19 protein-coding genes and 1 pseudogene are annotated in these 22,559 nt (G+C 65.0%); 5 read left to right on the plus strand and 15 right to left on the minus strand.

The window, feature by feature from the left end; genetic code table 11:
* Positions 1 to 2: 2 nt before the first annotated feature.
* Positions 3 to 893: an ABC transporter permease gene (locus tag J2R78_RS03200; RefSeq protein ID WP_253609672.1), complete on the plus strand. Its 891-nt coding sequence runs from the start codon at positions 3 to 5 to the stop codon at positions 891 to 893.
* A gap of 201 nt (positions 894 to 1,094) precedes the next feature.
* Here the strand turns inward: J2R78_RS03200 and J2R78_RS03205 are convergent, their stop codons facing one another.
* The 6 genes from J2R78_RS03205 to J2R78_RS03230 all read right to left on the minus strand — a co-directional run bounded on the left by J2R78_RS03205 (position 1,095) and on the right by J2R78_RS03230 (position 8,235).
* A complete protein-coding gene (locus J2R78_RS03205; RefSeq protein ID WP_253609673.1) occupies positions 1,095 to 1,838 on the minus strand; it encodes a hypothetical protein in 744 nt (247 codons plus the stop codon).
* 132 nt (positions 1,839 to 1,970) lie between these two features.
* Positions 1,971 to 5,072 (minus strand): multidrug efflux RND transporter permease subunit, encoded by a 3,102-nt coding sequence (locus J2R78_RS03210; RefSeq protein ID WP_253609674.1) that lies wholly within the window; start codon positions 5,070 to 5,072, stop codon positions 1,971 to 1,973.
* Between the two features lie 81 nt (positions 5,073 to 5,153).
* Positions 5,154 to 6,347, minus strand: coding sequence for an efflux RND transporter periplasmic adaptor subunit (locus J2R78_RS03215; protein ID WP_076827115.1), 1,194 nt, complete (start codon positions 6,345 to 6,347; stop codon positions 5,154 to 5,156).
* A gap of 1 nt (position 6,348) precedes the next feature.
* A complete protein-coding gene (locus J2R78_RS03220) occupies positions 6,349 to 7,050 on the minus strand; it encodes a TetR/AcrR family transcriptional regulator (RefSeq protein ID WP_026192475.1) in 702 nt (233 codons plus the stop codon).
* Between the two features lie 64 nt (positions 7,051 to 7,114).
* Positions 7,115 to 7,705 (minus strand): thiamine pyrophosphate-dependent enzyme, encoded by a 591-nt coding sequence (locus J2R78_RS03225; protein WP_253609675.1) that lies wholly within the window; start codon positions 7,703 to 7,705, stop codon positions 7,115 to 7,117.
* Positions 7,702 to 8,235 carry a thiamine pyrophosphate-binding protein gene (locus tag J2R78_RS03230; RefSeq protein WP_018270486.1) on the minus strand — a complete coding sequence of 178 codons (534 nt, stop codon included), beginning with the start codon at positions 8,233 to 8,235 and terminating at the stop codon, positions 7,702 to 7,704. The genes J2R78_RS03225 and J2R78_RS03230 overlap by 4 nt, the downstream gene beginning before the upstream one ends.
* A 204-nt stretch (positions 8,236 to 8,439) precedes the next feature.
* Between J2R78_RS03230 and J2R78_RS03235 the strand changes: the two are divergent.
* Together J2R78_RS03235 and rocD are read left to right on the plus strand one after the other, a co-directional pair.
* Positions 8,440 to 9,664: pseudogene (locus tag J2R78_RS03235) on the plus strand (cytochrome P450).
* A 125-nt stretch (positions 9,665 to 9,789) separates the two neighbouring features.
* The gene (gene rocD / locus J2R78_RS03240) at positions 9,790 to 11,004 is read left to right on the plus strand and encodes an ornithine--oxo-acid transaminase (protein WP_253610069.1); all 1,215 of its coding nucleotides are present in this window, start codon (positions 9,790 to 9,792) and stop codon (positions 11,002 to 11,004) included.
* A 522-nt stretch (positions 11,005 to 11,526) separates the two neighbouring features.
* On the opposite strand, the gene J2R78_RS03245 is transcribed toward rocD, so the two are convergent.
* Entirely contained in the window at positions 11,527 to 11,982 is a 456-nt protein-coding gene (locus J2R78_RS03245; RefSeq protein WP_253609677.1) for a hypothetical protein, read from the minus strand.
* A gap of 51 nt (positions 11,983 to 12,033) precedes the next feature.
* Here J2R78_RS03245 and J2R78_RS44925 point away from each other — a divergent pair, with 51 nt between their 5' ends.
* Positions 12,034 to 12,960, plus strand: coding sequence for a Spy/CpxP family protein refolding chaperone (locus tag J2R78_RS44925; protein ID WP_253609678.1), 927 nt, complete (start codon positions 12,034 to 12,036; stop codon positions 12,958 to 12,960).
* 129 nt (positions 12,961 to 13,089) lie between these two features.
* Complete coding sequence (locus tag J2R78_RS03255; RefSeq protein WP_028331847.1) at positions 13,090 to 13,782, plus strand: potassium channel family protein; 693 nt, start codon at positions 13,090 to 13,092, stop codon at positions 13,780 to 13,782.
* Between the two features lie 46 nt (positions 13,783 to 13,828).
* On the opposite strand, the gene J2R78_RS03260 is transcribed toward J2R78_RS03255, so the two are convergent.
* The 8 genes from J2R78_RS03260 to J2R78_RS03295 form a co-directional block, all read right to left on the minus strand.
* The gene (locus tag J2R78_RS03260) at positions 13,829 to 14,692 is read right to left on the minus strand and encodes a sugar phosphate isomerase/epimerase (protein ID WP_253609679.1); all 864 of its coding nucleotides are present in this window, start codon (positions 14,690 to 14,692) and stop codon (positions 13,829 to 13,831) included.
* Positions 14,692 to 15,885: a dihydrodipicolinate synthase family protein gene (locus J2R78_RS03265; RefSeq protein WP_253609680.1), complete on the minus strand. Its 1,194-nt coding sequence runs from the start codon at positions 15,883 to 15,885 to the stop codon at positions 14,692 to 14,694. The genes J2R78_RS03260 and J2R78_RS03265 overlap by 1 nt, the downstream gene beginning before the upstream one ends.
* A 14-nt stretch (positions 15,886 to 15,899) precedes the next feature.
* The gene (locus J2R78_RS03270) at positions 15,900 to 17,051 is read right to left on the minus strand and encodes a Gfo/Idh/MocA family protein (RefSeq protein ID WP_253609681.1); all 1,152 of its coding nucleotides are present in this window, start codon (positions 17,049 to 17,051) and stop codon (positions 15,900 to 15,902) included.
* A complete protein-coding gene (locus J2R78_RS03275) occupies positions 17,048 to 18,454 on the minus strand; it encodes a hypothetical protein (protein ID WP_253609682.1) in 1,407 nt (468 codons plus the stop codon). Before J2R78_RS03275 ends, J2R78_RS03270 begins: the two co-directional genes overlap by 4 nt.
* A gap of 14 nt (positions 18,455 to 18,468) precedes the next feature.
* A complete protein-coding gene (locus J2R78_RS03280; protein WP_253609683.1) occupies positions 18,469 to 19,314 on the minus strand; it encodes an ABC transporter ATP-binding protein in 846 nt (281 codons plus the stop codon).
* Between the two features lie 124 nt (positions 19,315 to 19,438).
* Positions 19,439 to 20,434 carry an ABC transporter substrate-binding protein gene (locus J2R78_RS03285; protein ID WP_253609684.1) on the minus strand — a complete coding sequence of 332 codons (996 nt, stop codon included), beginning with the start codon at positions 20,432 to 20,434 and terminating at the stop codon, positions 19,439 to 19,441.
* Between the two features lie 173 nt (positions 20,435 to 20,607).
* Positions 20,608 to 21,417, minus strand: coding sequence for an ABC transporter permease (locus tag J2R78_RS03290; protein ID WP_057017593.1), 810 nt, complete (start codon positions 21,415 to 21,417; stop codon positions 20,608 to 20,610).
* 264 nt (positions 21,418 to 21,681) lie between these two features.
* A complete protein-coding gene (locus tag J2R78_RS03295; RefSeq protein WP_253609685.1) occupies positions 21,682 to 22,338 on the minus strand; it encodes a TetR/AcrR family transcriptional regulator in 657 nt (218 codons plus the stop codon).
* Positions 22,339 to 22,559 lie beyond the last annotated feature (221 nt).

Consider the following 22,559-nt stretch of genomic DNA (forward strand, 5'->3'; position numbering starts at 1 on the left):
GGATGACCGACGCTGCGCTCAGCCCCCTCGCTCCGCTTGCCGCCGCCGAAACGCTCGAGAGCCCGGCGCGGCGCGCCTGGCGGCGGCTGATCCGGCGCAAGGGTGCCGTGCTCGGCCTCGCCGTGATCGCGCTCTTCATCCTGCTCGCCGTGTTCGCGCCGCTGATCGTGCCCTATGATCCGGTCGCGACGAGCTGGTCGCTGGTGCGCAAGGCGCCGTCGGCGCAACACTGGTTCGGCACCGATGAACTCGGCCGCGACGTGTTCGCCCGAATCGTGTTCGGCGCTCGCGCCTCGCTGCTTGCCGGCGTCATCTCGGTCGGCATCGCGCTTGCGATCGGCGTGCCGCTCGGCCTCGTCGCCGGCTATCGCGGCGGCTTCATCGACGCGCTGATCAGCCGCATCACCGATGCGATGCTGGCCTGCCCGTTCCTGATCCTGGCGATCGCACTCGCGGCGTTCCTCGGCCCGAGTCTTAGCAATGCCATGATCGCGATCGGCGTCTCGGCGACCCCGATCTTCATCCGCCTGACCCGCGGCCAGGTGATGAGCGTCAAGGTCGAGGACTATGTCGAGGCGGCGCGCGCGATGGGCAACCCGCGCTGGCGCATCGCGCTGGTCCACATCCTGCCCAACATCCTGCCGGCGCTGCTGGTGCAGGCCACGCTGTCGATCGCAGCCGCGATCATCGCCGAGGCCGCGCTGTCGTTCCTCGGCCTCGGCCAGCAGCCGCCGGCGCCGTCCTGGGGCAGCATGCTCAACGCCGCGCAACGCTTTTTGACCAGCGCGCCATGGATGGCGGTCTGGCCAGGGCTTGCGATCTTCCTGGTCGTGTTGTCGTTCAATCTGGTCGGCGACGGCCTGCGCGACGCGCTCGACCCGAAGGCGCGGTAGTGGATTCGTGCCACAGCGAGCGCCTATGCTCTCTCCGTCACCCCCGCGCAAAGGCTCGCCTTTGTCGCTGGAGGAGCGCGCATCTTGCGCGCGTCTCGAAGGGTCGACGGCCACCGACCGGGCCGTTCATCCTTCGAGACGCGCTACGCGCTCCTCAGGATGACGGGATTCGTAGCATGCGCACCCACTAAAGCTCGTCAGTCAAATCACCACTTCCCGCAGCACCCTGCGGCAATCCATCTCGTATTCGAGATCGACCACCGGCGGGCGGCAGAAGTGCCAGGTCAGGCCGGAGCGGGTGGCGCCGCGGCGGACCAGCTCGTCCACGAGCACGGGATGGATGTCGTGCACGGTGTAGGCCTGCACCGCCGTCGTCTCCTGCCAGCCGAAGCTGAACTCGGCGAGACGGCGTTCCATCTCGCCGGCGGTGAAGCGGACCTTCTCCCGCCACGCGCCGGGGCTGAGATCGCGATAGCAAACGATGCGGTCCGGATAGCTGGCGGTGCCACTGCGCGCCTCAGCGCCGCCGGCGATCACGAAGGACGGCGACGTCGTCGTGCTCGGCCGCGTGAACGAGAACGCATGGAACGACGGCTCGGCCGGCGGATCGATCTCGGGACAGACGTTGCTGCGCGCCACCGGATTGATGGTGCCGTCGAACAGGCCCCATTCGGCGAGCGTCTTGACGTAGTGCTGGTTGAAGGCGCGGAAGCCGTCCTCGGTGAAGGCGGCCGGCGAACGCAATTCGCAGGCGCAGAACGCGGTCAGCGGCCGGCCGGCATCGCGGATGTAGGCCGCGATCCGCGCAAAACCTTCCGCGAGCGGCAGCAGGCGATCGAAGCGCACCCGCTCGATCTCATAGCCCGCGTTCGCCTGCGCGCCGCTTGAATATTGGAAGACGGCCGGAATGAACCGGTAATTGCCCGCCGCAAACTCGCTCGCCATGCCTGTTTCCTCCGGATTTCCTTGAGGCGAGTATTTTCTGCCCGCCGTCGGCAAAGGCTATCACGAGACAAAGAAAAGGCGGCAGTGGCTTTCGCCAGTGCCGCCTTCCCTGCGAGCATGAGCTTGGAGGGCTCAGGTCGGTTTCAGCGCGCCGCCGCGACGGTCGAGCTCGTAGTCGGCGATCTGCTTGGCGCGATCGGAATGGGCCGCGGCCTGGTGGTCGGTCGCAATCACCGTGTAGACCATCGGCAGCACGAACAGCGTGAACAGCGTGCCGATCGTCATACCGGCTACGACCACGAGCCCGATCGAGAAGCGGCTGGCAGCGCCGGCGCCCGAGGCCGTGAGCAGCGGCAGCAGGCCGGTGACCATGGCCGCCGTCGTCATCAGGATCGGACGCAGGCGGATCCGGGCGGCCATCTCGATCGCCGCGCGGCGGTCCAGTCCCTCGTTGAGCTGCAACTCGTTGGCGAACTCCACCATCAGGATGCCGTGCTTGGTGATCAGTCCGACCAGCGTCAGCAGGCCCACCTGGGTGTAGATGTTCATGGTGGCGACGCCGAAGAACAGCGGGATCAAGGCGCCGACGATCGCCATCGGCACCGAGATCATGATCACGAACGGATCGCGCAGGCTCTCGAACTGCGCCGCCAGCACCAGGAAGATGATGATGATGGCGAACGCGAAGGTGACCAGCAGCTGGTTGCCTTCGTGGACGTATTGCCGGGAGTCGGCCAGGAAGTCGTAGCTGAAGCCCGACGGCAGCTTCTTGGCTTCACCCTGCAGGAACTCCACCGCCTGGCCCATCGAGACGCCGGGCATCGGCACGGCCTGGAAGGTCGACGAGTTGAGCTGGTTGTAGTGGGTCAGCGCATTCGGATCGACGCCGGTCTCGACAGAAACCACGGTCGACAGCCGCACCAGCTGCCCGGTCGCCGTCGGGACGTAGTAATCGTTGAATGCCTCGGGCGCAAGCCGGCTGGCGCGCGGCACCTGCGGGATCACCTGATAGGAGCGTCCTTCCAGATTGAAGCGGTTGACATAGTTGCCGCCGAGCAGCGTCGCCAGGGCGCCACCGATCGACTGCATGGTGATACCGAGGTCGCTCGCCTTGGAGCGATCGACCTTCACCCGGACCACCGGCTGGTTGAAGTCGAGGTCGCTGTCGGTGACGATGAACAGGCCGCTCTTGCGCGCCGCATCCTTCAGCTTGCTCATCTGGTCGAACACCTGCTGGAATCCGGCCGTCGAAGAGATCACCATCTGTACCGGCAGACCGCCGGGGCCGCCGGGCAGCGGCGGCAGGCTGAACGCGAACGCGCTGATGCCCTCGATCTTGGACAGCTCGGCCTGAACCAGCGGCTGCAGCGCCTGCGCGCTGCGCTTGCGCTCATCCCACGGCTTGAGCAGCATGCCCGCGAAGCCGCCCTGCGGACCGGTGATGCCGTTCAGGATGAACCGCAGGTCGGTCTCGGGAAACTTCTGGAACTCCTTGTCCATCTTGTCGCCGTAGAAATCGATGTAGTCGATGTTGGCGTATTTCGGCGCCTTGGTCACCGCGAACACGATGCCCTGGTCCTCCTGCGGCGCCAGCTCCTTCTGGATGTGCATATAGAGGAAGCCGACCAGACCGAGGATGGTCACGGCGAACAGCGCCGTGATCGGGCGGTAGTCGAGCGAACGGTCGAGCTGACGGCCATAGGCCCGCGTCAACGCGCCGAACACGCGATTGACCACCTTGGCGAAACGCCCCTCCTCCGCGCTCTTGAGGAACACCGAGCACATCATCGGCGACAGCGTCAGCGCGATCACGCCCGACACGATCACCGAGCCCGCCAGCGTGAAGGCGAATTCGCGGAACAGCGTGCCGGTCACGCCGCCGAGGAAGCCGATCGGCGCGTACACCGCCGCCAGCGTGATCGTCATGGAGATGACGGGACCGACGATCTCCCGGGCACCCTTTAGCGATGCCTGCACCGGTGGCAGGCCCTCCTCGAGATGTCGATGGATGTTCTCCACGACCACGATCGCGTCGTCGACCACGAGGCCGATCGCCAGCACCATCGCCAGCAGCGTCAGCAGGTTGAAGCTGAAGCCGGCGGCCAGCATCAGGATGCAGACGCCGATCAGCGACAGCGGGATGGTGACGACGGGAATGATCACCGACCGCAGCGAGGCCAGGAACAGGAAGATGACGACGACGACGATCAGGACCGCTTCAGTGAGCGTCTTCTCGACCTCATCGATCGACGATTGAATGAACTTCGTGGAATCGTAGGCCACCTTCATCTTCATCGACGGCGGCAGGTTGCGCTCGAGGTCGGGGAACAGCGCGCGCACGCCCTTCACCAGGGTCAGCGGGTTGCCCTGCGGCGTCGCCTTGATGCCGATGAAGATCGCATGCTCGCCGTTGAAGGCGACGCTGGCGTCCGTGCTCTGCGCGGCGAGCTCCACCGTCGCGATGTCCTCGATGCGCACGAAGCCGCCGTCCTTCGCCTTCACGATCATCCGCTTGAACTGATCGATGTTCTGAAGGTCGGTATTGGCCGAGACGTTGGAGACGATGAAGAAGCCCTTGGTCTGGCCGGCGGCGGCCTGGAAGTTGTTGGCGGCGATCGCGGCGGCGACGTCGTTGGGCGACACGCCGCGTCCGGCCATGCGGGTCGGATCGAGCCAGACGCGCATCGCGAAGGTCTGGCCGCCGAGGATGTCGGCCGAGGCGACGCCATCGACCGTCGAGAGCACCGGCTGCACGACGCGGGTCAGGTAGTCGGAGATCGACGATCCGGTCAGCTCCTCGCTGGAGAAGCCGAGATACATCACGGCGATGGTGTCACCGGTCGCCTTGGTCACGACGGGGTCGAAGGCTTCCTTCGGGATCAGGTATTTGACCGAGTTGACCTTGGCGAGCACCTCGGTCAGTGCCTGGTTCGGATCGTGATTGAGCTTGACGTAGACCTGAATCGTCGAGGTGCCGAGCACCGAGTTCGACGTCATGTAGTCGACGCCTTCGGCCGACGCGACGGCCTGCTCGATCGGCGTGGTGATGAAGCCGTTGATCAGCTCGGGCGACGCACCGGGATATGACGTGGTGATCGTCACGACAGTGTTCGAAAGATTCGGATATTGCCGGATCGGCAAAACCATCGCCGCGCGCAGGCCGATCAGCAGGATCAGCAGGCTGACGACGACCGACAGCACCGGGCGCTTGATGAAAATATCAGTGAAGGCCATCGCCAACTCGATTCGTGTTCTGCCGGCTTGCGGCAAGATGTGGCGGAGGGCCGATGGCCCTCCGAGTTCGATGAATGAAGATCAGTAGCGCGGCGGTTCGGCCGGAACCGGCGGCGGCGGATCGGTCGAGATCGCAACCGGCATGCCCGACTGCAGCTTGATCTGGCCGACTGCGACGACCTTGTCCCCCGCCTTCAGACCCTTGAGGATCTCGACACGGCCCTCGACGCGGTTGCCGGTCTTCACGAAGGTGCGGTCCGCGGTCAGGGTGGTCTTGCCGTCGTCGCCCTTCTTCTCGGTGATCAGGAACACCGAGTCGCCGTACAGCGTGTAGTCGACCGCGGTTTCGGGAATGGTCACGACCGGCGGCTTCCCGGGCAGCACGATCGTGGTGGTCGCGAACATGCCGGGCTTGAGGATGCTGTCCGGATTCTGGATCGTGGCCTGCACCCGGATGTTGCGGGTGTCGGTCGCGATCTGCGGCTCGATGGTCGTGATCTTGCCCTCGAAGGTGCGGCCCGGATAGGCGTCGACCGAGACCCGTACGGCCTGGCCGACCTTGATCTGCGAGCTCTGCTTCTCGGTGACGGTCAGGTTGGCGTACAGCACCGACAGATCGGTCAGCGACACGATCTGCGTGCCGGCCGTCAGATACTGGCCAACTTCGACCTGGCGCACGCCGAGATCGCCTTCGAACGGTGCGCGCACCAGCTTCTGCGAGATCAGCGCTTCGGTCTTGGCAATGCCCGCCTTGGCCTGGTCGTAAGCCGCCTGCGCCGTATCGACGGTCGACTGCGGACCGAACTGGCGCGACGCGAGTTGCTTGGCGCGGTCGAGCTGCAGCTCGCCCACGGTCGCCTGCGCCTTGTAGTTGGCGAGGTCGCCCTGCTCCGGTGCGTCGAACAACTGCACCAGCGGCGTACCGGCCTTTACGTGGCTGCCGGCGGTGAACTGGATCTCGGTGATGCGGCCCGGCACGTCGGTCGTGACGTTGACCTGGTGCACGGCGACGAGATCGCCGACAGCGGTCAGCAGGTTCGGAATCACCTCCGTCTTCGCCTCGACGGCCGACACGTTCGCCGGCGGCGGCTTATTGTTGGCAAAGAACTGCGCGATCATGTGGCTGCGGAAGGCGTTGAAGCCGACCAGCGCACCGACGAGCAGGGCCAGCAACAGGCCTACGATGATGAACCAGCGCACCATGCGGACGGGACGCTTGGCTTGCTTCTCCTTGATCGGTTGCCCCGAGATGTGGCTTTCGGTCTGAATATTCATGTCATGCACTTTCTGCAGTTACCGACGGTCCTGCGATCGGCGACGGCTGGCGGCCCAAATGAGTTGAAATTGCGGCTTCGGTAAGTCCGATGCCGCGAAGGATGAATTGGCAAAGCTGCCGCTCGGCCGCAGCGGCATCGCCGTAGGGGAGACATGGTGTCGCAGGCAGCTGGGTCAGCGCACCCATCAGCACGGTATGGTGCGCAAACCAGAATAGGTTGAGCGGCTCGTCGCCGATCTTCGTGGCCTCGCCGGCGGCGATCGCCCGCTCGAGCGAGGCGGCGAAGGTCGGGCCGATCAGCTTGCCGACCTTGTCGTAGAGCAGGCGCGCAAACTCGCCGTCGTCGAGATGGCTCGTCACCATCAGCCGCATGCGCTGCGCCTCTTCCTGGTCCGGCGCATCACGCAGCTGCATGAAGTGACCGACCATGCCTTGCACCAGTTCCACAAGCGTCGCGGTCGAGGGCTCCTGCCCGAGCAGATGCGCGAGATCGGGATCCGCCTCGCACTCCTCGGCAAGGATCTCGGCATAGAGCGCCGCCTTGGACGGGAAGTGCTTGAACAGCAGCCCTTCCGAAATGGCAGCCGCGGCCGCCACGCTCTTTGTCGTGGTGCCGGCAAAGCCGTTGCGGGCGAAGCACCGCTTTGCGGCGCTCAGGATCAACTGACGCCGCAAGTCACTCGTCATGCGTAAGGTAGACATTTGGGTCGTGAGTAATCACTCACTTTACCAAAAGTCAAGGTTCTATTGCACCGCGAAAGCCACTTTAAATAGGAGTGTGGCCGATCGACCCTCTGATGCGGTTCACGAGGTAGGTGCCATCGCGGCTGGACAGCACGCGCTCCAGATTGGCCCCGTCGATCTTCGCGCTGGCGAACCGTGGCCCCGCCGTAACGTCTTGCAAAGACGAGGCAAAAGCCTCGACCTCAGCCATCGTGCTGATCGCCCGGCTTTCCCCGATTCCGCAGGCTTTGGCAACACCCACGAGGTCGGCGGTTCCGCCGGTGTGGCTGGCCTGGCCGCCGGTCTCGCCGTAAGCCTCATTGTCCAGCACAATGATCGAGAGATTTTTGGGCTGCTGCAGGCCGACGGTGGCGAGGCTTCCCATCCCCATCAGCATCTCGCCGTCGCCGGTGATCACGACGACCGGCAGCGTCGGCTGGGCCAGCGCGAGGCCGAGCCCGATCATCACGGCGCCGCCCATGCCACCCCAGAGATAAAAGTTGCGGTCGTGGTCGCCGGCAGCGGCGATGTCATAGGTCGAGGCGCCGAGGCCGCCGACGGCGAACGCGCCCTTGCGATCTTTCAGCAGTTCGGAAACGACGGCACGGCGGTCGAGGAGATTGGCTTTGCTCATTTGGTGAAGACCTTTGCCCCGATCAGGCGCTGCGACAGCAGGACGGCGGTTGGCGTGCAGGCGTTATAGGCCTGCGCTGCGCCGGCCTCGACGACTTCGCGGACCTCTTCAGGGTGCGAGGCGCGCAGCACCTTGATCCCGGACAATTCGAGAATCCCTTGCGTGTTCGAGCCCATCGGCACCTGCCAGGGATTGAACTCGCCCCATTCGCCGCGCATCGTCACCAGCGTGAGGAACGGCAAGCGGAAGATCTGAACCAGCGACAGCATGTTGATGCAATTGCCGACCCCGCTCGACTGCATCAGCAGCACACCGCGCTGGCCGCCGGCCCAGGCGCCCGCGAGCAGCGCCACGCCCTCCTCCTCGGTGGTCAGCGCAATGCCGCGCATCGAGGACGACCCCAGCACCCGCTCGATCAGCTCTGAATGGCCGGCGTCGGGCACGTAGGGCACCTGACGCACCTCGAAGCGCTGCAATATCGAGAAGATCTCCTCGGGCCAGGAGGCCGCAGTGTCGGCACGGGCATGCATTGGCGTTTCCGGTCTTGTTGTTTGGTCGCGACTGTAGAGGGGCGCGCGCGCTTCATCAAAGCGCAAAACCGCATATGGCTCTGCGATTTGCTCGCACCACGCGACGCCCCGGCGCGCTGTTCCCGGCCCCAGCAAATTGTGTTGCGCGGCCGCCGCCCGCGGCTTACGATAGTTGCAAATGAAACTAATTGGGTTGGATGCGCCATGAACGGACACGCGCGCGAGCTGGCTGACGGCTTCGACCTCGAGAAGCTGACGCCGGAGTTCTATGCCGACCCCTACCCGACCTATCGCGCGTTGCGCGAGAGCGCGCCGGTCAAGCGGCTGCCGAACGGCTGCTATTTTCTCACCCGCTACGACGACCTCATCGCCGCCTACAAGAACACCAAGGCATTCTCCTCCGACAAGAAGAAGGAGTTCTTGCCGAAATACGGCAACTCGCTGCTCTACGAGCATCACACGACCAGCCTCGTCTTCAACGATCCGCCGGCGCATACCCGCGTGCGGCGGCTGATCATGGGCGCATTGTCGCCGCGGGCGATCGCCGGCATGGAGCCTGACCTGATCGCGCTGGTCGACAGCCTGCTCGACCGGATCGAGACCCGCGACCGCTTCGAGCTGATCGGCGACTTCGCCTCGGCCATTCCGGTCGAGGTGATCGGCAATCTGCTCGACGTGCCGCACGACGAACGCGAGCCGCTGCGTGACTGGTCGCTGGCGATCCTGGGCGCGCTGGAGCCGGTGATCGGCAAGGAGGCGTTCGACCGCGGCAACAATGCGGTGAAGGATTTCCTCGCCTATCTCGAAACGCTGGTTGAACGCCGCCGCAAGAAGCCGGGCAATCCCGAACGCGACGTGCTGACAAGGCTGATCCAGGGTGAGGACAATGGCGAGCGGCTGACCGCGAAGGAATTGCTGCACAACTGCATCTTCCTGCTCAACGCCGGCCACGAAACCACGACCAATCTGATCGGCAACGGGCTGGTGACGCTCAGCCAAAATCCGGATCAGAAGCAACGGCTGATCGCGCAACCCGAACTCATCAAGACCGCGGTCGAGGAGATGCTGCGCTACGAAAGCTCGAACCAGCTCGGCAACCGCATGATCGTGGAAGAGACCGAGCTCGGCGGCATCAAGCTGCCGGCGGGCACGCTGGTCACGCTGTGCATCGGCGCGGCCAACCGCGACCCCCGCGCAATTCCCCAACCCCGAAGCTTTCGACGTCGCGCGCACACCGAACCGCCACCTCGCCTTCGGCACCGGCGCGCATCAATGCGCCGGCATGGCGCTGGCGCGCCTCGAAGGCGCCATCGCGATCTCGCGGTTCCTCAAACGCTTGCCGAACTACGCGCTCGACGGCGCGCCGGTGCGCGGCGGGCGGGTGCGCTTCCGCGGCTTCCTCAGCGTGCCCTGCAGCATCAGCGCATAAGACGACACATTGTCGCCTGCGAATTTGGCTGGCGACACACTTCCCTGTGGAGGAACTGATGCCCAAATCAACTGCAGGCACGATTTGATGTAGTCTCTCGTACGCTGCAGCGGGAGTGACGCATGATGAATGCATCGGTCACTGATTTCCTCGCAACCGAAGCGCAGTTCGGCACCTACAACTATGAGCCGATCGGGGTCGTGCTGTCGCGCGGCGAAGGCGTCTGGGTCTGGGATACCGATGGCAACCGCTATCTCGACTGCCTCTCCGCCTATTCGGCGGTGAGCCAGGGCCACTGTCATCCGAAGATCCTCGCAGCCATGATCGAGCAGGCGCAGCGGCTGACGCTGACCTCGCGCGCCTTCCACAACGACCAGCTTGCTCCCTTCTACCGCGAGCTCGCGGAGCTGACTGGCTCGCACAAGGTGCTGCCGATGAACAGCGGCGCCGAGGCGGTGGAGAGCGCGATCAAGTCGGTGCGCAAATGGGCCTATGAGGTCAAGGACGTGCCGGACGGGCAGGCCGAGATCATCGTCTGCGCCAATAATTTCCACGGACGCACGCTCGGCATCGTCGGCTTCTCGACCGACCCCGGCTCGCGCGATCATTTCGGCCCGTTCGCGCCGGGCTTCAAGATCATCCCGTTCGGCGATGCCGCCGCGCTCGCGCAGGCGATCACGCCGAACACCGCGGCCTTTCTGGTCGAGCCGATCCAAGGCGAAGCCGGCGTCGTGATTCCTCCGCCAGGCTATTTCGCCCGCGTGCGCGAGCTGTGCACCACGCATAATGTGATGCTTGTGCTCGACGAGATTCAGACCGGGCTCGGCCGCACCGGCAAGCTGCTCGCCGAGCAGCACGAAGGGATCGAGGCCGACGTGACGCTGCTCGGCAAGGCGCTGTCGGGCGGCTTCTATCCGGTGTCGGCGGTGCTTTCCAACAACGCCGTGCTCGGCACGCTGCGGCCCGGCCAGCACGGCTCGACCTTCGGCGGCAATCCGCTGGCCTGCGCGGTGGCGCGGGCGGCGCTGCGCGTGCTGATCGACGAGGGAATGATCGAGAACGCCGCGCAACAGGGCGCCCGCTTTCTCGCCGGATTGCAGGACATCCGCGCCAACGTGATCCGCGAGGTGCGCGGGCGCGGGCTGATGTTGGCGATCGAGCTGCATCCCGAAGCCGGCGGCGCCCGTCGCTATTGCCTGGCGCTGCAGGCGCGCGGCATCCTCGCCAAGGACACCCATGAGCACACCATCCGGATCGCTCCGCCGCTGGTGATCACGGGCGATCAGGTCGACTGGGCGACGGAGCGGATCGCGGCGACCCTCACGCAGGACGTTTCCTGACGGTTCCCCTCGCCGGAAGACCGTAACGCCGGCCGTAGCCACAACGAACGAATCCGACGTCGGTGCGTTAAAGTACTGCGGGCGACTGTTGAACGGAGAGCTAAGCTCATGCTTTCCCGCAGCGCTTTGCTTGTTGTCTTTTTGATTGGCAGCTCGATGCTCGTGGCGCACGGCGGCGCGTCCGCCCAGCCACACGGAAAGGGTCCACCGGCGGCAAGGCCGGCTGCACCGGCCGCAATGGCGCGTCCCGCCCCGATGGTACACGCCGCCCCTCCCGCGATGGCCAGGCCGCCCGCAATGGCGAGACCGCCTGCAATGGCGCGGCCACCCGCGATGGCACGGCCGGCAGCACCCGCGTTCCACGCCCCGCAGCGACCGGCGATGGCGCCGCGCCCGACCCCGCATTTCGCCGCCCCGTCTGTGCGCCAGGCCCCCCATATCGCCGCGCCGCGTGTCGCAACGCCACGCCCCGAATTCCGTCGAGGAGCACCGCAGCGCCAGGCTCCGCATATCGCGGCGCCATCACGTCCGAGCCCACCGTCGCGCTTGAGCGAGCGGCCGTCGCCGACGGAGCGCGTTCAACAGCGCGCGCAGCAGCAGCAGCAAATGATCCAGCAACGCCAGCAGGCGGCGCAGCAGCGGCAGCGTGACGCGCTCTCGCGCCAGACCACCGAGCGGCAAACCCGGATCGATCGCCTGCAGCAACGCGTGCAGCAACTGCAGTCGCAAAAGGTCCAAGGCGCACGCGCGCAACGCGTCCATGACCGTGCCCTGCAGGCGCAGAGCCGTCTGTTGCAGCGCGAGCAGCGTGCGCAGCAGGCCGACGTTGCCCGCCAGCAGAGATTGGCGCCGGCAGCAACGGTTGGAGCCGCGGTCGCGACCACAGCCGCGACGCAGGCGGCGCAGCGCGAGCGGTTTGCCGCGCACTTCCGCGAGCAGGCAGGCGCGCAAGGCCAGGCAGGGCTTGCGGCGCGCCAAGGCGGCTGGGCGCCCCGACATGCCTGGCGACGCGGCAGCCACGCGGCCTTCGTGGCGTGGCTTGGGCCGGTGTTCTGGCCCTACGCCTATTCGGACATCTTTGACTACACGTTCTGGTCCTATGCCTACGAGCCCGGCTATTGGGCCTACGCCTATGACGACTTCGTCGACACCGTGTTCTGGGACACCAACAGTCCCTACTCCGCCTATGCCAGCATCAATCCTGGCGACTATCCGGCGACCGCGGGCCGCGATCGGTCCCGTCAGCGCACCGACACGAGCCCGCAGGCAGTCAAGCAGCTCTGCGGCGAACCGGACAAGGGCGTCACGGCCTGGCCGCTTGCCGACATCGCGCGGGCGGTACGGCCGGACCAGCAGCAGCGCGCCCTGCTCGACGAGTTGAAGACATCAGCGGCAAAGGCCGCCGATATCTTCAAGGACTCCTGCACGGACAGCTATGCCATGACGCCCACCGGCCGCTTGCGGTCGATGGAGAACCGCATCAGCGCGACACTCGAGGCGATCAAGATCGTGCGGCCTGCGCTGGAGAATTTCTACAGCTCGCTCAGCGACGAGCAACAGGCCCGCTTCAATGCGCTTGGTCCGCACGTCGGCGAGCGTTCGCCGCAGCAACAGGAGGCGACCGCGCAAGCCGGCAATTGCGGCGATTCGAAATCCGACCTGGCCCACCTGCCGATCAACCGGATCGCGGCCTCGCTTCATCCGGCGGGCAAGCAGAAGGAGGCGCTCGACCGCCTGAGCGATGCGACCACAAAAGCCATCGCGGACCTGCAGGCGGCCTGCCCGAACGACGTGCCGCTGACACCGGTCGGCCGGCTGGAGGCGATGCAGCACCGCCTCGAGGCCATGCAGAAGGCCGCGAAGCTGATCGAGCCTGCACTGGACGAGTTCTATACGATGCTGAGCAGCGAGCAGAAAGCCCGCTTCAACACGCTGCAGCGGGTCGCGAGCCCCTGAGACGGCCGGACAGCGCTCTGGATCGCCGGGCGCGCCACAGAATGCCAGTCCCCCATCTTGCCTTTGCGGCCGGCGCGCAGCAATGTCTGGTACCGGCATCCCGATGCAATGCCGAATGACGGGGCGGGAATGAAGCGCGGCTGGATGAGCACTGGCGAGCTACGCGAGCGCTGGGGCGATTCCTTGTTGACGGTGCTCACTGTCCTGCTCCTGGTCATGATTTTCGTGGTGGCGCCGTTGCAGGCGTTGGGGCTGTTCGAGTTCCAGATTTTTGAGCTCCTGCTCGCGCTGGTCCTGGTCGGCGGCGTCTTCCTGATGTCAGGCAGCACGCTGGCGGTCGTCACGATGCTGGTCGCGCTCGTCATGATCGTCACGGGCGGGATCCTGAGACTACGCTCACCTTCAATTTTCGATCTCAACCTGTTCGCCGCATCCTGGCTGCTCGTCGGCCTCACCATGGCCGTGACGGTGGCGCGCGCGACGTTCGCGCCAGGCCGCGTCACCTATCACCGTGTGATCGGCGCGGTCCTGCTCTATCTCACGGTCGCCGTGATCTTCGCGGCGCTCTACACCTTTGTCGGTACGCTGAGGCCCGATGCATTTCCCGGCATGAAGGTGGAAGACAGCCCGACATTGGCAAGCCGCGTCCTCTATTTCAGCTTCGCCACGCTCACGACGACAGGTTATGGCGACGTCGCTCCGTTGCATCCGATCGCGCGGAGCCTGTGCAATCTCGAGGCGATCTTCGGCCAGCTCTATCCGGCAACGCTGCTGGCGCGCCTCGTCACGCTGGAGATCGAGCACCGCAACGAAGAGTCGTAATGAGGCACGAGGCGCGCATGCGGCGCCGTGCCCACCTGACGGTGTCCTAGACCACCGTCCGGTGCCGCTCGATGCAGGTTCGCAGCACTTCGTCCAGCGGACGGCCCCACCAGGCATTCGAGAAGATCTCGATCTCCGAATAGCCGTCAAAGCCCTGCGCCTCGACGGCGGCGCGCACCGATCTGATGTCGATGACGCCGTCGCCCATCATGCCGCGGTCGTTGAGGATGTCCTTGGTCGGCACCAGCCAGTCGCAGACATGGAACGCGAGCAGGCGACCCTGGCCGGCGCGTGCGATCTGGCTCATCAACTCCGGATCCCACCAGATGTGATAGACGTCGAGCGCGACGCCGATCGCGCCGGTTCTGTCGGGATCGAGCGCGTCGCAGATATCGAGCGCATGCTTCGTGGTGTTCACGCAGGCGCGGTCGGCGGCATAGGCCGGATGCAGCGGCTCGATCGCAAGCGGCAGCTTGGCCTGCTTCGCATAGTCCAGCATCTCGGCGATGCCGTCATGCACCTGCGATCGCGCCAATGCGATATCCTTGGACGCGGCGCTGCCTGGCCGTGAATATTGCGGCAGGCCGCCGACCACCAGCACGATGCAGGAGGCGCCTAGTGCCGCCGCCTCGTCGACAGCACGGCGGTTGTCGTCGCGCGCCTCGCTGCGATGCGCGCCATCTGCCGTGAACATGCCGCCGCGGCAATAACCCGACAGATCGAGCCCGGCATCCCTGACCGCACGGACGGCGCGGTCGAGGCCGACGGCTGCGACCTGGTCGCGCCAGGGATCGATGGCTCGGATGCCATGGCGCGCGCAGGCCTCGACGATGGCGAGGAGATCGCCCTGCTTGCTGACGGTCGCCGTGTTCAGCGACAGCCAGCGATGATCGTTGGAGAAGTCGCGCATCAGGCGTCGATGCCACGGGTGGCCAGGATCGTCGTCATCCGGCGCGTCGCGAGCTCCGGATTGGCGAGCAGACCGGCCTTGTCGGCGAGCCGGAACAGCTCGGCAAGATGCAAGGTCGAGCGCGCGCTCTCCTGCCCGCCGACCATGGTGAAGTGATCCTGGTGCCCGTTGAGATAGGCCATGAACACGATGCCCGTCTTGTAGAAGCGGGTTGGCGCCTTGAAGATGTGGCGCGACAGCGGCACCGTGGGTCCGAGCACGTCGTGGAAGCCGGCCTCATCGTCCGCGGCGAGCCGCGACAGCGCATAGGACGCCGCCGGCGCGATGGCATCGAAAATGCCGAGCAGCGCGTGGGAAAACCCCTTGTCGTCGCCGGCGATCAATTCGGCATAGTTGAAGTCGTCGCCGGTGTACATTTTGACCCGCGGATCGAGCCGGCGCCGCATGTCGATCTCGCGCTGCTTGTCGAGCAGCGAGACCTTGACGCCATCGACATTGGCCGCATTGGCGTTGATGATCGCAACCGCCGTATCCATCGCCTTGTCGAGATCGGCCGTGCCCCAGTAACCTGATAGCGCCGGATCGAACATGTCGCCGAGCCAATGGATGATCACGGGCTCACGAACCTGCGACAGTACACGGTCGTAGACCCTGGCGTAGTCCTCCGCGCTCTTGCCGAGCTTTGCCAATGCGCGCGAGGCCATCAGGATGATGCGGCCACCGGCCTTCTCCACTGCCGCGATCTGCTCCTCATAGGCACGGATCACATCGTCGATCGACCTGGCGTCCTCGACGGTGAGATGGTCGGTGCCGGCGCCGGAGAACACCAGCGCGTTGCCCTTGGCCTTCGCCGCCTTCACCGAGCGCTGGATCAGTTCGAGCGAGGTCGCCCAGTCCAGCCCCATGCCGCGCTGCGCGGTGTCCATGGCTTCGGCGACGCCGAGGCCGAGGTCCCAGACATGCTCACGGAACGCGATCGTCTTGTCCCAGTCGATCGCCGCGGCCAGCCAGGGATCGACGTCGGCGCGCGGATCGGCGACCACATGCGCGGCCGAGAATGCCACGCGGTTCAGCGTACCCTCGAGCTTCGCCGGAAAGGTCCGCGACGCCGCGAGGCGATAGGTCTCGAGCCCGCCGCCAGCGATCGGCAGTTTCAGCGACAACGATGATGGCGGCAGGACTGGCTTGTTCATGGCAAGGTCCTTTCTCAGACTGATATCGGGGCGACGTCGATCCAGCGCCGCTCCTTCCAGCTCTTCAGCGCGCATTCGGCGAGCTGCACGCCCTTGGCGCCTTCGAGCAGGGTGTATTTGTAGGGCGCGTCCTCGCAGACATGGCGGATGAACATCTCCCACTGTTCCTTGAAGCCGTTGTCGTAGACGACGTTCTCAGGCAGCTTCTGCCAGTCGGCATAGAAATCATGCATCCGCTTCTCGTCCGGATTCCACACCGGCCGCGGCGTCGCCTGGCGTGCCTGGATCACGCAGTCGGTCAGGCCCGCCACCGCCGAGCCATGGGTGCCGTCGACCTGGAAGGTGACGAGGTCGTCGCGGTAGACACGCGTCACCCAGCTCATGTTGATGTGCGCAATGACGCCGCCCTTCAGGCGGAAGGTGGCGTAGGCGGAATCATCGGCGGTCGCCTGGTATTTCTTGCCCTTCTCGTCATAGCGTTCGGGGATGTCAGTCGTGCCGAGGCAGGTCACGCTCTCGACTTCGCCGAACAGATTGTCGAGCACGTAGCGCCAGTGGCAGACCATGTCCAAAATAATCCCGCCGCCGTCCTCGGCGCGGTAGTTCCACGACGGCCGCTGCGCTTCCTGCCAGCCGCCCTCGAACACCCAATAGCCGAACTCGCCGCGCACCGAGAGCATGCGGCCGAAGAAGCCGGAATCGCGCAGGAACGCGAGCTTCTTCAGGCCCGGCAGGAACAGCTTGTCCTGCACCGTGCCGTGCTTGAGGCCCCTGGCATTGGCGAGCTTCACGACCGCAACGGCCTCCTCGAGGTTGATCGCGATCGGCTTCTCGCAATAGACATGCTTGCCGGCATTGATCGCCTTGGTCAGCAGCGAGGGCCGCGCCTGCGTGGTCGCGGCGTCGAAGAACACGGTGTCGCCCTTGTCCGCGAGCGCGCGATCGAGATCGGTGGTGTGTCGTTCGATGCTGTAGCGTTTTGCCAACGCGCCGACCTTCTCGGCGTCGCGGCCGACCAGGATCGGATCGGGCATGACGCGGTCGCCGTTCGCAAGCTGCACGCCACCCTGCTCGCGGATCGCGACGATCGAGCGGATCAGATGCTGGTTGAGCCCCATCCGGCCGGTGACGCCGTTCATGATCAGGCCGAGGCGTTTGGTCGTCATACTGCTTGCTCCTGCGAAACGCGTGGTGTTGGCCGTTTGAGCGGCTGCATGGTGGACCAGTCCGGATGGATCGAACTGGCAAAGCCCGGCGCGGCGGCGATCGATCCCGTCAGCAGATCGCCGTCATGGATCGCGAGGCGGACCTTGCTGCCCGCGGGCGTGTAGAGATCGGGATGCGCGGTGAAGAAGGCGTCGGCCTCGTCAGCCGGGGTGTCGGCAAAGCCATCGACATAATGATGTCCGTTGCGCTCGGCGTGGGTGACGCCGATCAGCGCCCCGAGCGCGAGGTCCTGCTGCACGCCGAGCCCGGCCTGGCAGGTCAGGTCCTCGCCGCTGATGAAATACCCGCCGCTCTCAGCGTTCCACGCCGCCGCGCGGGTGGCGTTGATGATGGACTTGTAGATGCCCTTGCAGGATTTCGAGGAGATGCCGCGATAGCCGAGCACGCGGGCCTGCGGGAATGCGTCATAGGAATCGTCGGCTTCGTCGATGATGAAGCCGTACGCCGCCAGTTTCCCGAGCGGCGAGGCTCTTGTGATATCGCGCGGCATCGGCTGCTCGATATAGAGCAGGTTTGCCCTGATCGGCTGCAGCGCCGCGTCATGGTCGAGCCGGTCGACCAGCGCGTTCACCGCGGCAAGGTCGGCATATTGCTCGTTGGCATCGAGCGTGATCCTGGTGGCGTAAGGCAGCTTTGCGAGCTCGCAGCCGATCCGTGCCAGCCGCGCCGCGTCATGCGCCGGATCGCCGTTCAGCTTGAGCTTGAAATAGCGCGCACCGGCGTTCTCGTTGCGGTCGGCGACGCCGCCCTCCCCTTCAACCTTGTCGTCCATTCCGACCGTGTGCCTGACGGCGACACGCTCGAGCCGCTTGCGCGTCGACAGGAACCGCGCGATCGCGGCATCGTCAATATCAGGCGTCAGCCGCGCATCGATGCCGGCGATATTGCCGGCCATGCCGTCGAAGAAATTCGCGCCGGCGGCGCGCAGCAGCGCATCCAGGATCGCCTTGTCAATCTCGGCCGGACCGAAGCCGGCTGCAAGCGGCGGAATGTCTTCGGCAGCGCAGGCCGCAACCTGCGGGCCGATACGTTCGGCATGGAGGCCAAACGCGGTCTCAAACCCCTTGTTCGCCAGATAGAGCTCACGTGCAATCGCAAGCGAGCGGCGAAGTCCGTCGAGCGACTGCGCTTCGGTCAGATGCGGCCGCTTGTCGAACCATTTCGGCGCCAGCATCTCGGCGCTGGCGCCGGTGGCGCGGCCCTTGCCTTCCACCTCGATCTCGACCTGCACGAACAACTGCGTCGACGCGGTGATTGTCACCGCGCCGAAGCGGAACGGCCGGGCGAATACCAGCGGCCGTTCGAAGAACGCGATATCGTTGACTTTGAGGCGAAGCGGCATTGAAGGCTCGGGTGTTAGTCCAGCGACCCTTGTGAGAAGAAATGCTTCCGGATCCGCTGCACCAGTTCGTTGAAGACGGGATCGGACATCGTCTCGAGCGAGCGCGGCCGCGGCATCGGCACGTCGTAGATCGCGGCGATCGCGCCGGGCCGCTCGGTCATCACAAGCACGCGGTCGGCGAGGAACACGGCTTCCGGGATCGAATGCGTGATCAATAGAACCGTCTTGCCGGTCTCGCGCTGGATCCGCATCAATTCGACATTCATCCGCTCGCGCGTCATGGCGTCGAGCGCGCCGAACGGCTCGTCCATCAGCATGATCTTGGGGTCGTGCACCAGCGCGCGGCAGATCGAGGCGCGCTGCTGCATGCCGCCGGAAAGCTGCCAGGGCAGCTTCTTCTCGAAGCCTTCGAGCCCGACCAGCTTCAGCAGGTCCCTGGCGCGGGTGAGATGCTTGTCCCGCGGCAGCTGCTTCATGTCGATCGGCAGCATCACGTTGGAGAGGATGTTGCGCCACGGCAGCAGCAGCGCGTTCTGGAACACGATGCCGACATTGCCGTGCGGCCTGATCACCGGCTCGCCGTCGACCAGCACTTCGCCCGTCGTCGGTGGCAGCAGGCCCGAGATCATCTTGAGCAGCGTGGACTTGCCGCAGCCGGACGGCCCGACCACGACAAAGAACTCGCCGTCGTTGATGGTGAAGTCGAGCGGCCGCAGCGACGGCACATCGCCGTCGCGCGACCGGTAGGTCTTCGACACGCCGGACAGTTTGATACCCGGCGTGGCTCCCGCCGCGCGGTCCGACACCAGGCGAAGATGCGCTGCGGGCAGAACATTGGCTGGTTTGGTTGCGGGATTCATTCTGCCGAATCCACTGGGATGTAGAATGCTGTCATTCCGGGATGGTCCGAAGGACCAGACCCGGAATCTCGAGATTCCGGGGTCGATGCTTTGCATCGCCCCGGAATGACGGTGTTTGTTGCGCTCACGAGTCGCCCTTCGGCAGATAGTCGTTGGTGTAGAACGCCTTCGGATTGGCCTTGGCCTTGGCGTCGAGGCCGCCATACTCGACCATCAAATTGACCGACTCGGTCATGTTCTGGTCGGTGACCTGGAACGGCCGCTTAGTCCTGGTCTCCGGCGTGCGATAGAGCGGGATCGTCAGCTCGAAGCCTTGCGTCAACGTGTCGATCTTGCCGCCCTTCGGGTTGGCGTCGAGGATCGACTGCGCAGCGGCCTTGGGGTCCTTCTCCGCGGCTTCCACCGCCTTTGTCGTCGCCGACATGAAGCGGCGGACCAGGTCCGCATTGGCCCTCACATAGTCGGAGTTCGCGATGATGCCCGACGACACCATGTTGATGCCGTAGTCGGCGAACTTGATCGGATAGACGTCCTTGCCGGTGGCGTCCTTGATCTTCATCGACTGGTCCATGACGTAGCCGAGCAGCAGGTCGGCCTGGCCGTTGATCACGGCGTTGAGCTTGGTCTGGCCGTCGCCAGCGACGGTGTTGAAATCGCTTTCCTTCAGGCCGGTCTTCTTCAGAAACAGCGGCCAGATCTGCGTCATCGAATCCGCCGGCGTGATCGCGACCGTCTTGCCCTTGATGTCCTCCGGCTTCCTGATGTTCTTGTCGGCAAGGCTCATCGCCGACATCGGGCTGGTCTGCAGCAGCACGCCGGTGGCGATCACGGGCGCGCCCTTCACCGCGGCGCGCATCATGGTGGGCACGTCGACATAGCCGAAATCGGCGGTCTTGGCGGCCACCGCCTGCGTGGTCGCGGCCGAGCCGCGGCCTTCCTGGATCTCAAGGTCGATGCCTTCGGCGGCATAGATGCCCTTGGCCTTGCCGTAATAGAACGGCGCGTGCTCGCCATAGACATACCAGTTCAGCATCAGCACGACCTTGTCGGCCGCGGATGCAGGGGCCACCGCAAGCGCGGTCCAGGCCAGCGTGGCAATGACAGCAGTGATCAATCGCATCGGATATTCCTCCCGTCGTCCTCTTTCGTCATTGCGAGCCACCCGGTCGGCGCGAAGCGCCGCCGGATGACAGGCTCCGTGAAGCAATCCATTGTGAAGCAGGTGGAGAAATGGATTGCTTCGTCGCTGTCGCTCCTCGCAATGACGTTTGCTGTTGTTCCTGTACACAAATCTTAGGAAGCAAAAATGATGTCGTCGCGCTGGCTGACGTGCCAGGGGATCACCAGCCGCTCGATGCGGTCGACGATCCAGAACAGGATGACGCCGAGCAGCGCGAGGATCACCAGCGCCGCGAACATTGTCGGCAGATCGAAGGTGCCGATCGAGCGCTGCATCACATAGCCGATGCCGGAATTGGAGCCGACGAACTCGCCGACGACGGCGCCGACCACGGCGAGCGTCACCGAGACTTTCAGGCCGGAAAAGATCGCGGGCATCGCGTGCGGCAGGTTGACCGCGCGGAACACCTGGAAGCGGCTGCCCTGCATCGCGCGCGCCAGATCGACCATATCAGGGTCGACCGACTTGAAGCCCTGCACCGCCGAGACCACCACGGGGAAGAAGCCGAGCAGGAACGCGGAGATCACCTTGGGGATGATGCCGAAGCCGAACCACACCACGAACAGCGGCGCGATCGCGATCTTCGGCACGGATTGGGAGAACACCAGCAGCGGATAGACGTAGCTCTCGATCGTCTTCGAGCCCGCGATCAGCATCGCAACGGGAATGCCGAACAGCGCCGAGAGCAGGAAGCCGCAGATCGTGGCATAGGTGGTCGGCCAGGACTGCCGCAGCAGTTCCGGCCAGTCGCTCCACAGCACCGCGACGACGTCGCCGGGCGAGGGAATTTGGTAGGCGGGAATATGGAACAAGCGGATCGCGAGGTCCCAGGCCGCCACGATGACGACCAAAAACAGGAACGGACGTACCCACGCCGCATTCAGCACCTTCGACAGGCCCGAAGGGCTCTTTGCCTCCGCCACGTCACGCTCCCTTTGCAGTCTCTCTGTTCGTTCAGAAATTAACCCGTTGGATAAATACTGTCCAGCCCCAAGCGCGCGGCAAAATCGCGCCGAAATACGCAACTTTCGTCAGGCGAGAATTTTTGTCGGATGAGACTTCGTAGCTGTGTAGCCCGGATGAAGCGCAGCGAAATCCGGGACCGGACTATCCGGGACTGAGCTGTCCCGGATTGCGCTCCGCTCCATCCGGGCTACGGGCATCAGTAATGAGCGCGAACGTGCGCCTCACACAACCCGGTGTTCCGCCGTGCGCAGCACCGGCATCGCCCCGCCGAATGCCGCGGTGGACTTGCCGGTCAGCGCCGCCAGCACCAGCGCGGTCATGTGCTCGAGGCGCTCGTCGCGGGCGTCCTTCTTCAAGAGGTCGCGGCCGAAGATCACGCTCAGCGTGGCGCTGTTGGAGAGATAGAAGAATGCGAGCCCGGCGATCGAGATGTAGAGCTGCACCGGATCGACCGCGACGCGGAAATCGCCGCTCTCGACCCCGCGCGTCACCACGGTGCGGATCATCTCGACAAAGGGCGAGTGCATCGACTTGACCTTGGTCGAACGCTTCAGGTGTTTTGCCTTGGCGAGGTTTTCCGTGTTCAGCAGTGCCAGGAACTCGGGGTTACGCAGAAAATAGTTCCACGTGAAGTCGATCAGGCGCCCGATCGCCTCGGGCGGATCGAGATGCTCGAGATCGAGGGTGCGCTCCTCGGCGCGGATCTTCTCATAGGCGCCTTCCAGCACCTCAAGATAAAGATCCTCCTTGTTGCCGACGTGATAGTACAGCATGCGCTTGTTGGCGTCGGCGTTGGCCGCGATGCGGTCGACCCGCGCGCCGGCGAGGCCATGGGCGGCGAATTCCTGCTTGGCGGCCTCGAGAATCCGCAGCCGCATCCCCTGGGGGTCGCGCTGCCATCTCTGTATTCGCTTTGCCTTGGCCAAATCGATCGCCCGGTGATGCTGGGTTGGTGAATGTAGCATGACGCGCGACGTTTGAGAACGAATGTTGTCGTGATGCTCGCGCGGGAATATTTGTCGCAGGCGCCCTCTTCGTCATTCCCCGGTGCGCAAACGCGCACCTGAGGGCGTGCCACCGGGTCGCGCGACGCACGCTG

This window comes from Bradyrhizobium sp. USDA 4538 (assembly GCF_024171045.1).
GTDB classification, from domain to species: Bacteria; Pseudomonadota; Alphaproteobacteria; order Rhizobiales; family Xanthobacteraceae; genus Bradyrhizobium; species Bradyrhizobium australafricanum.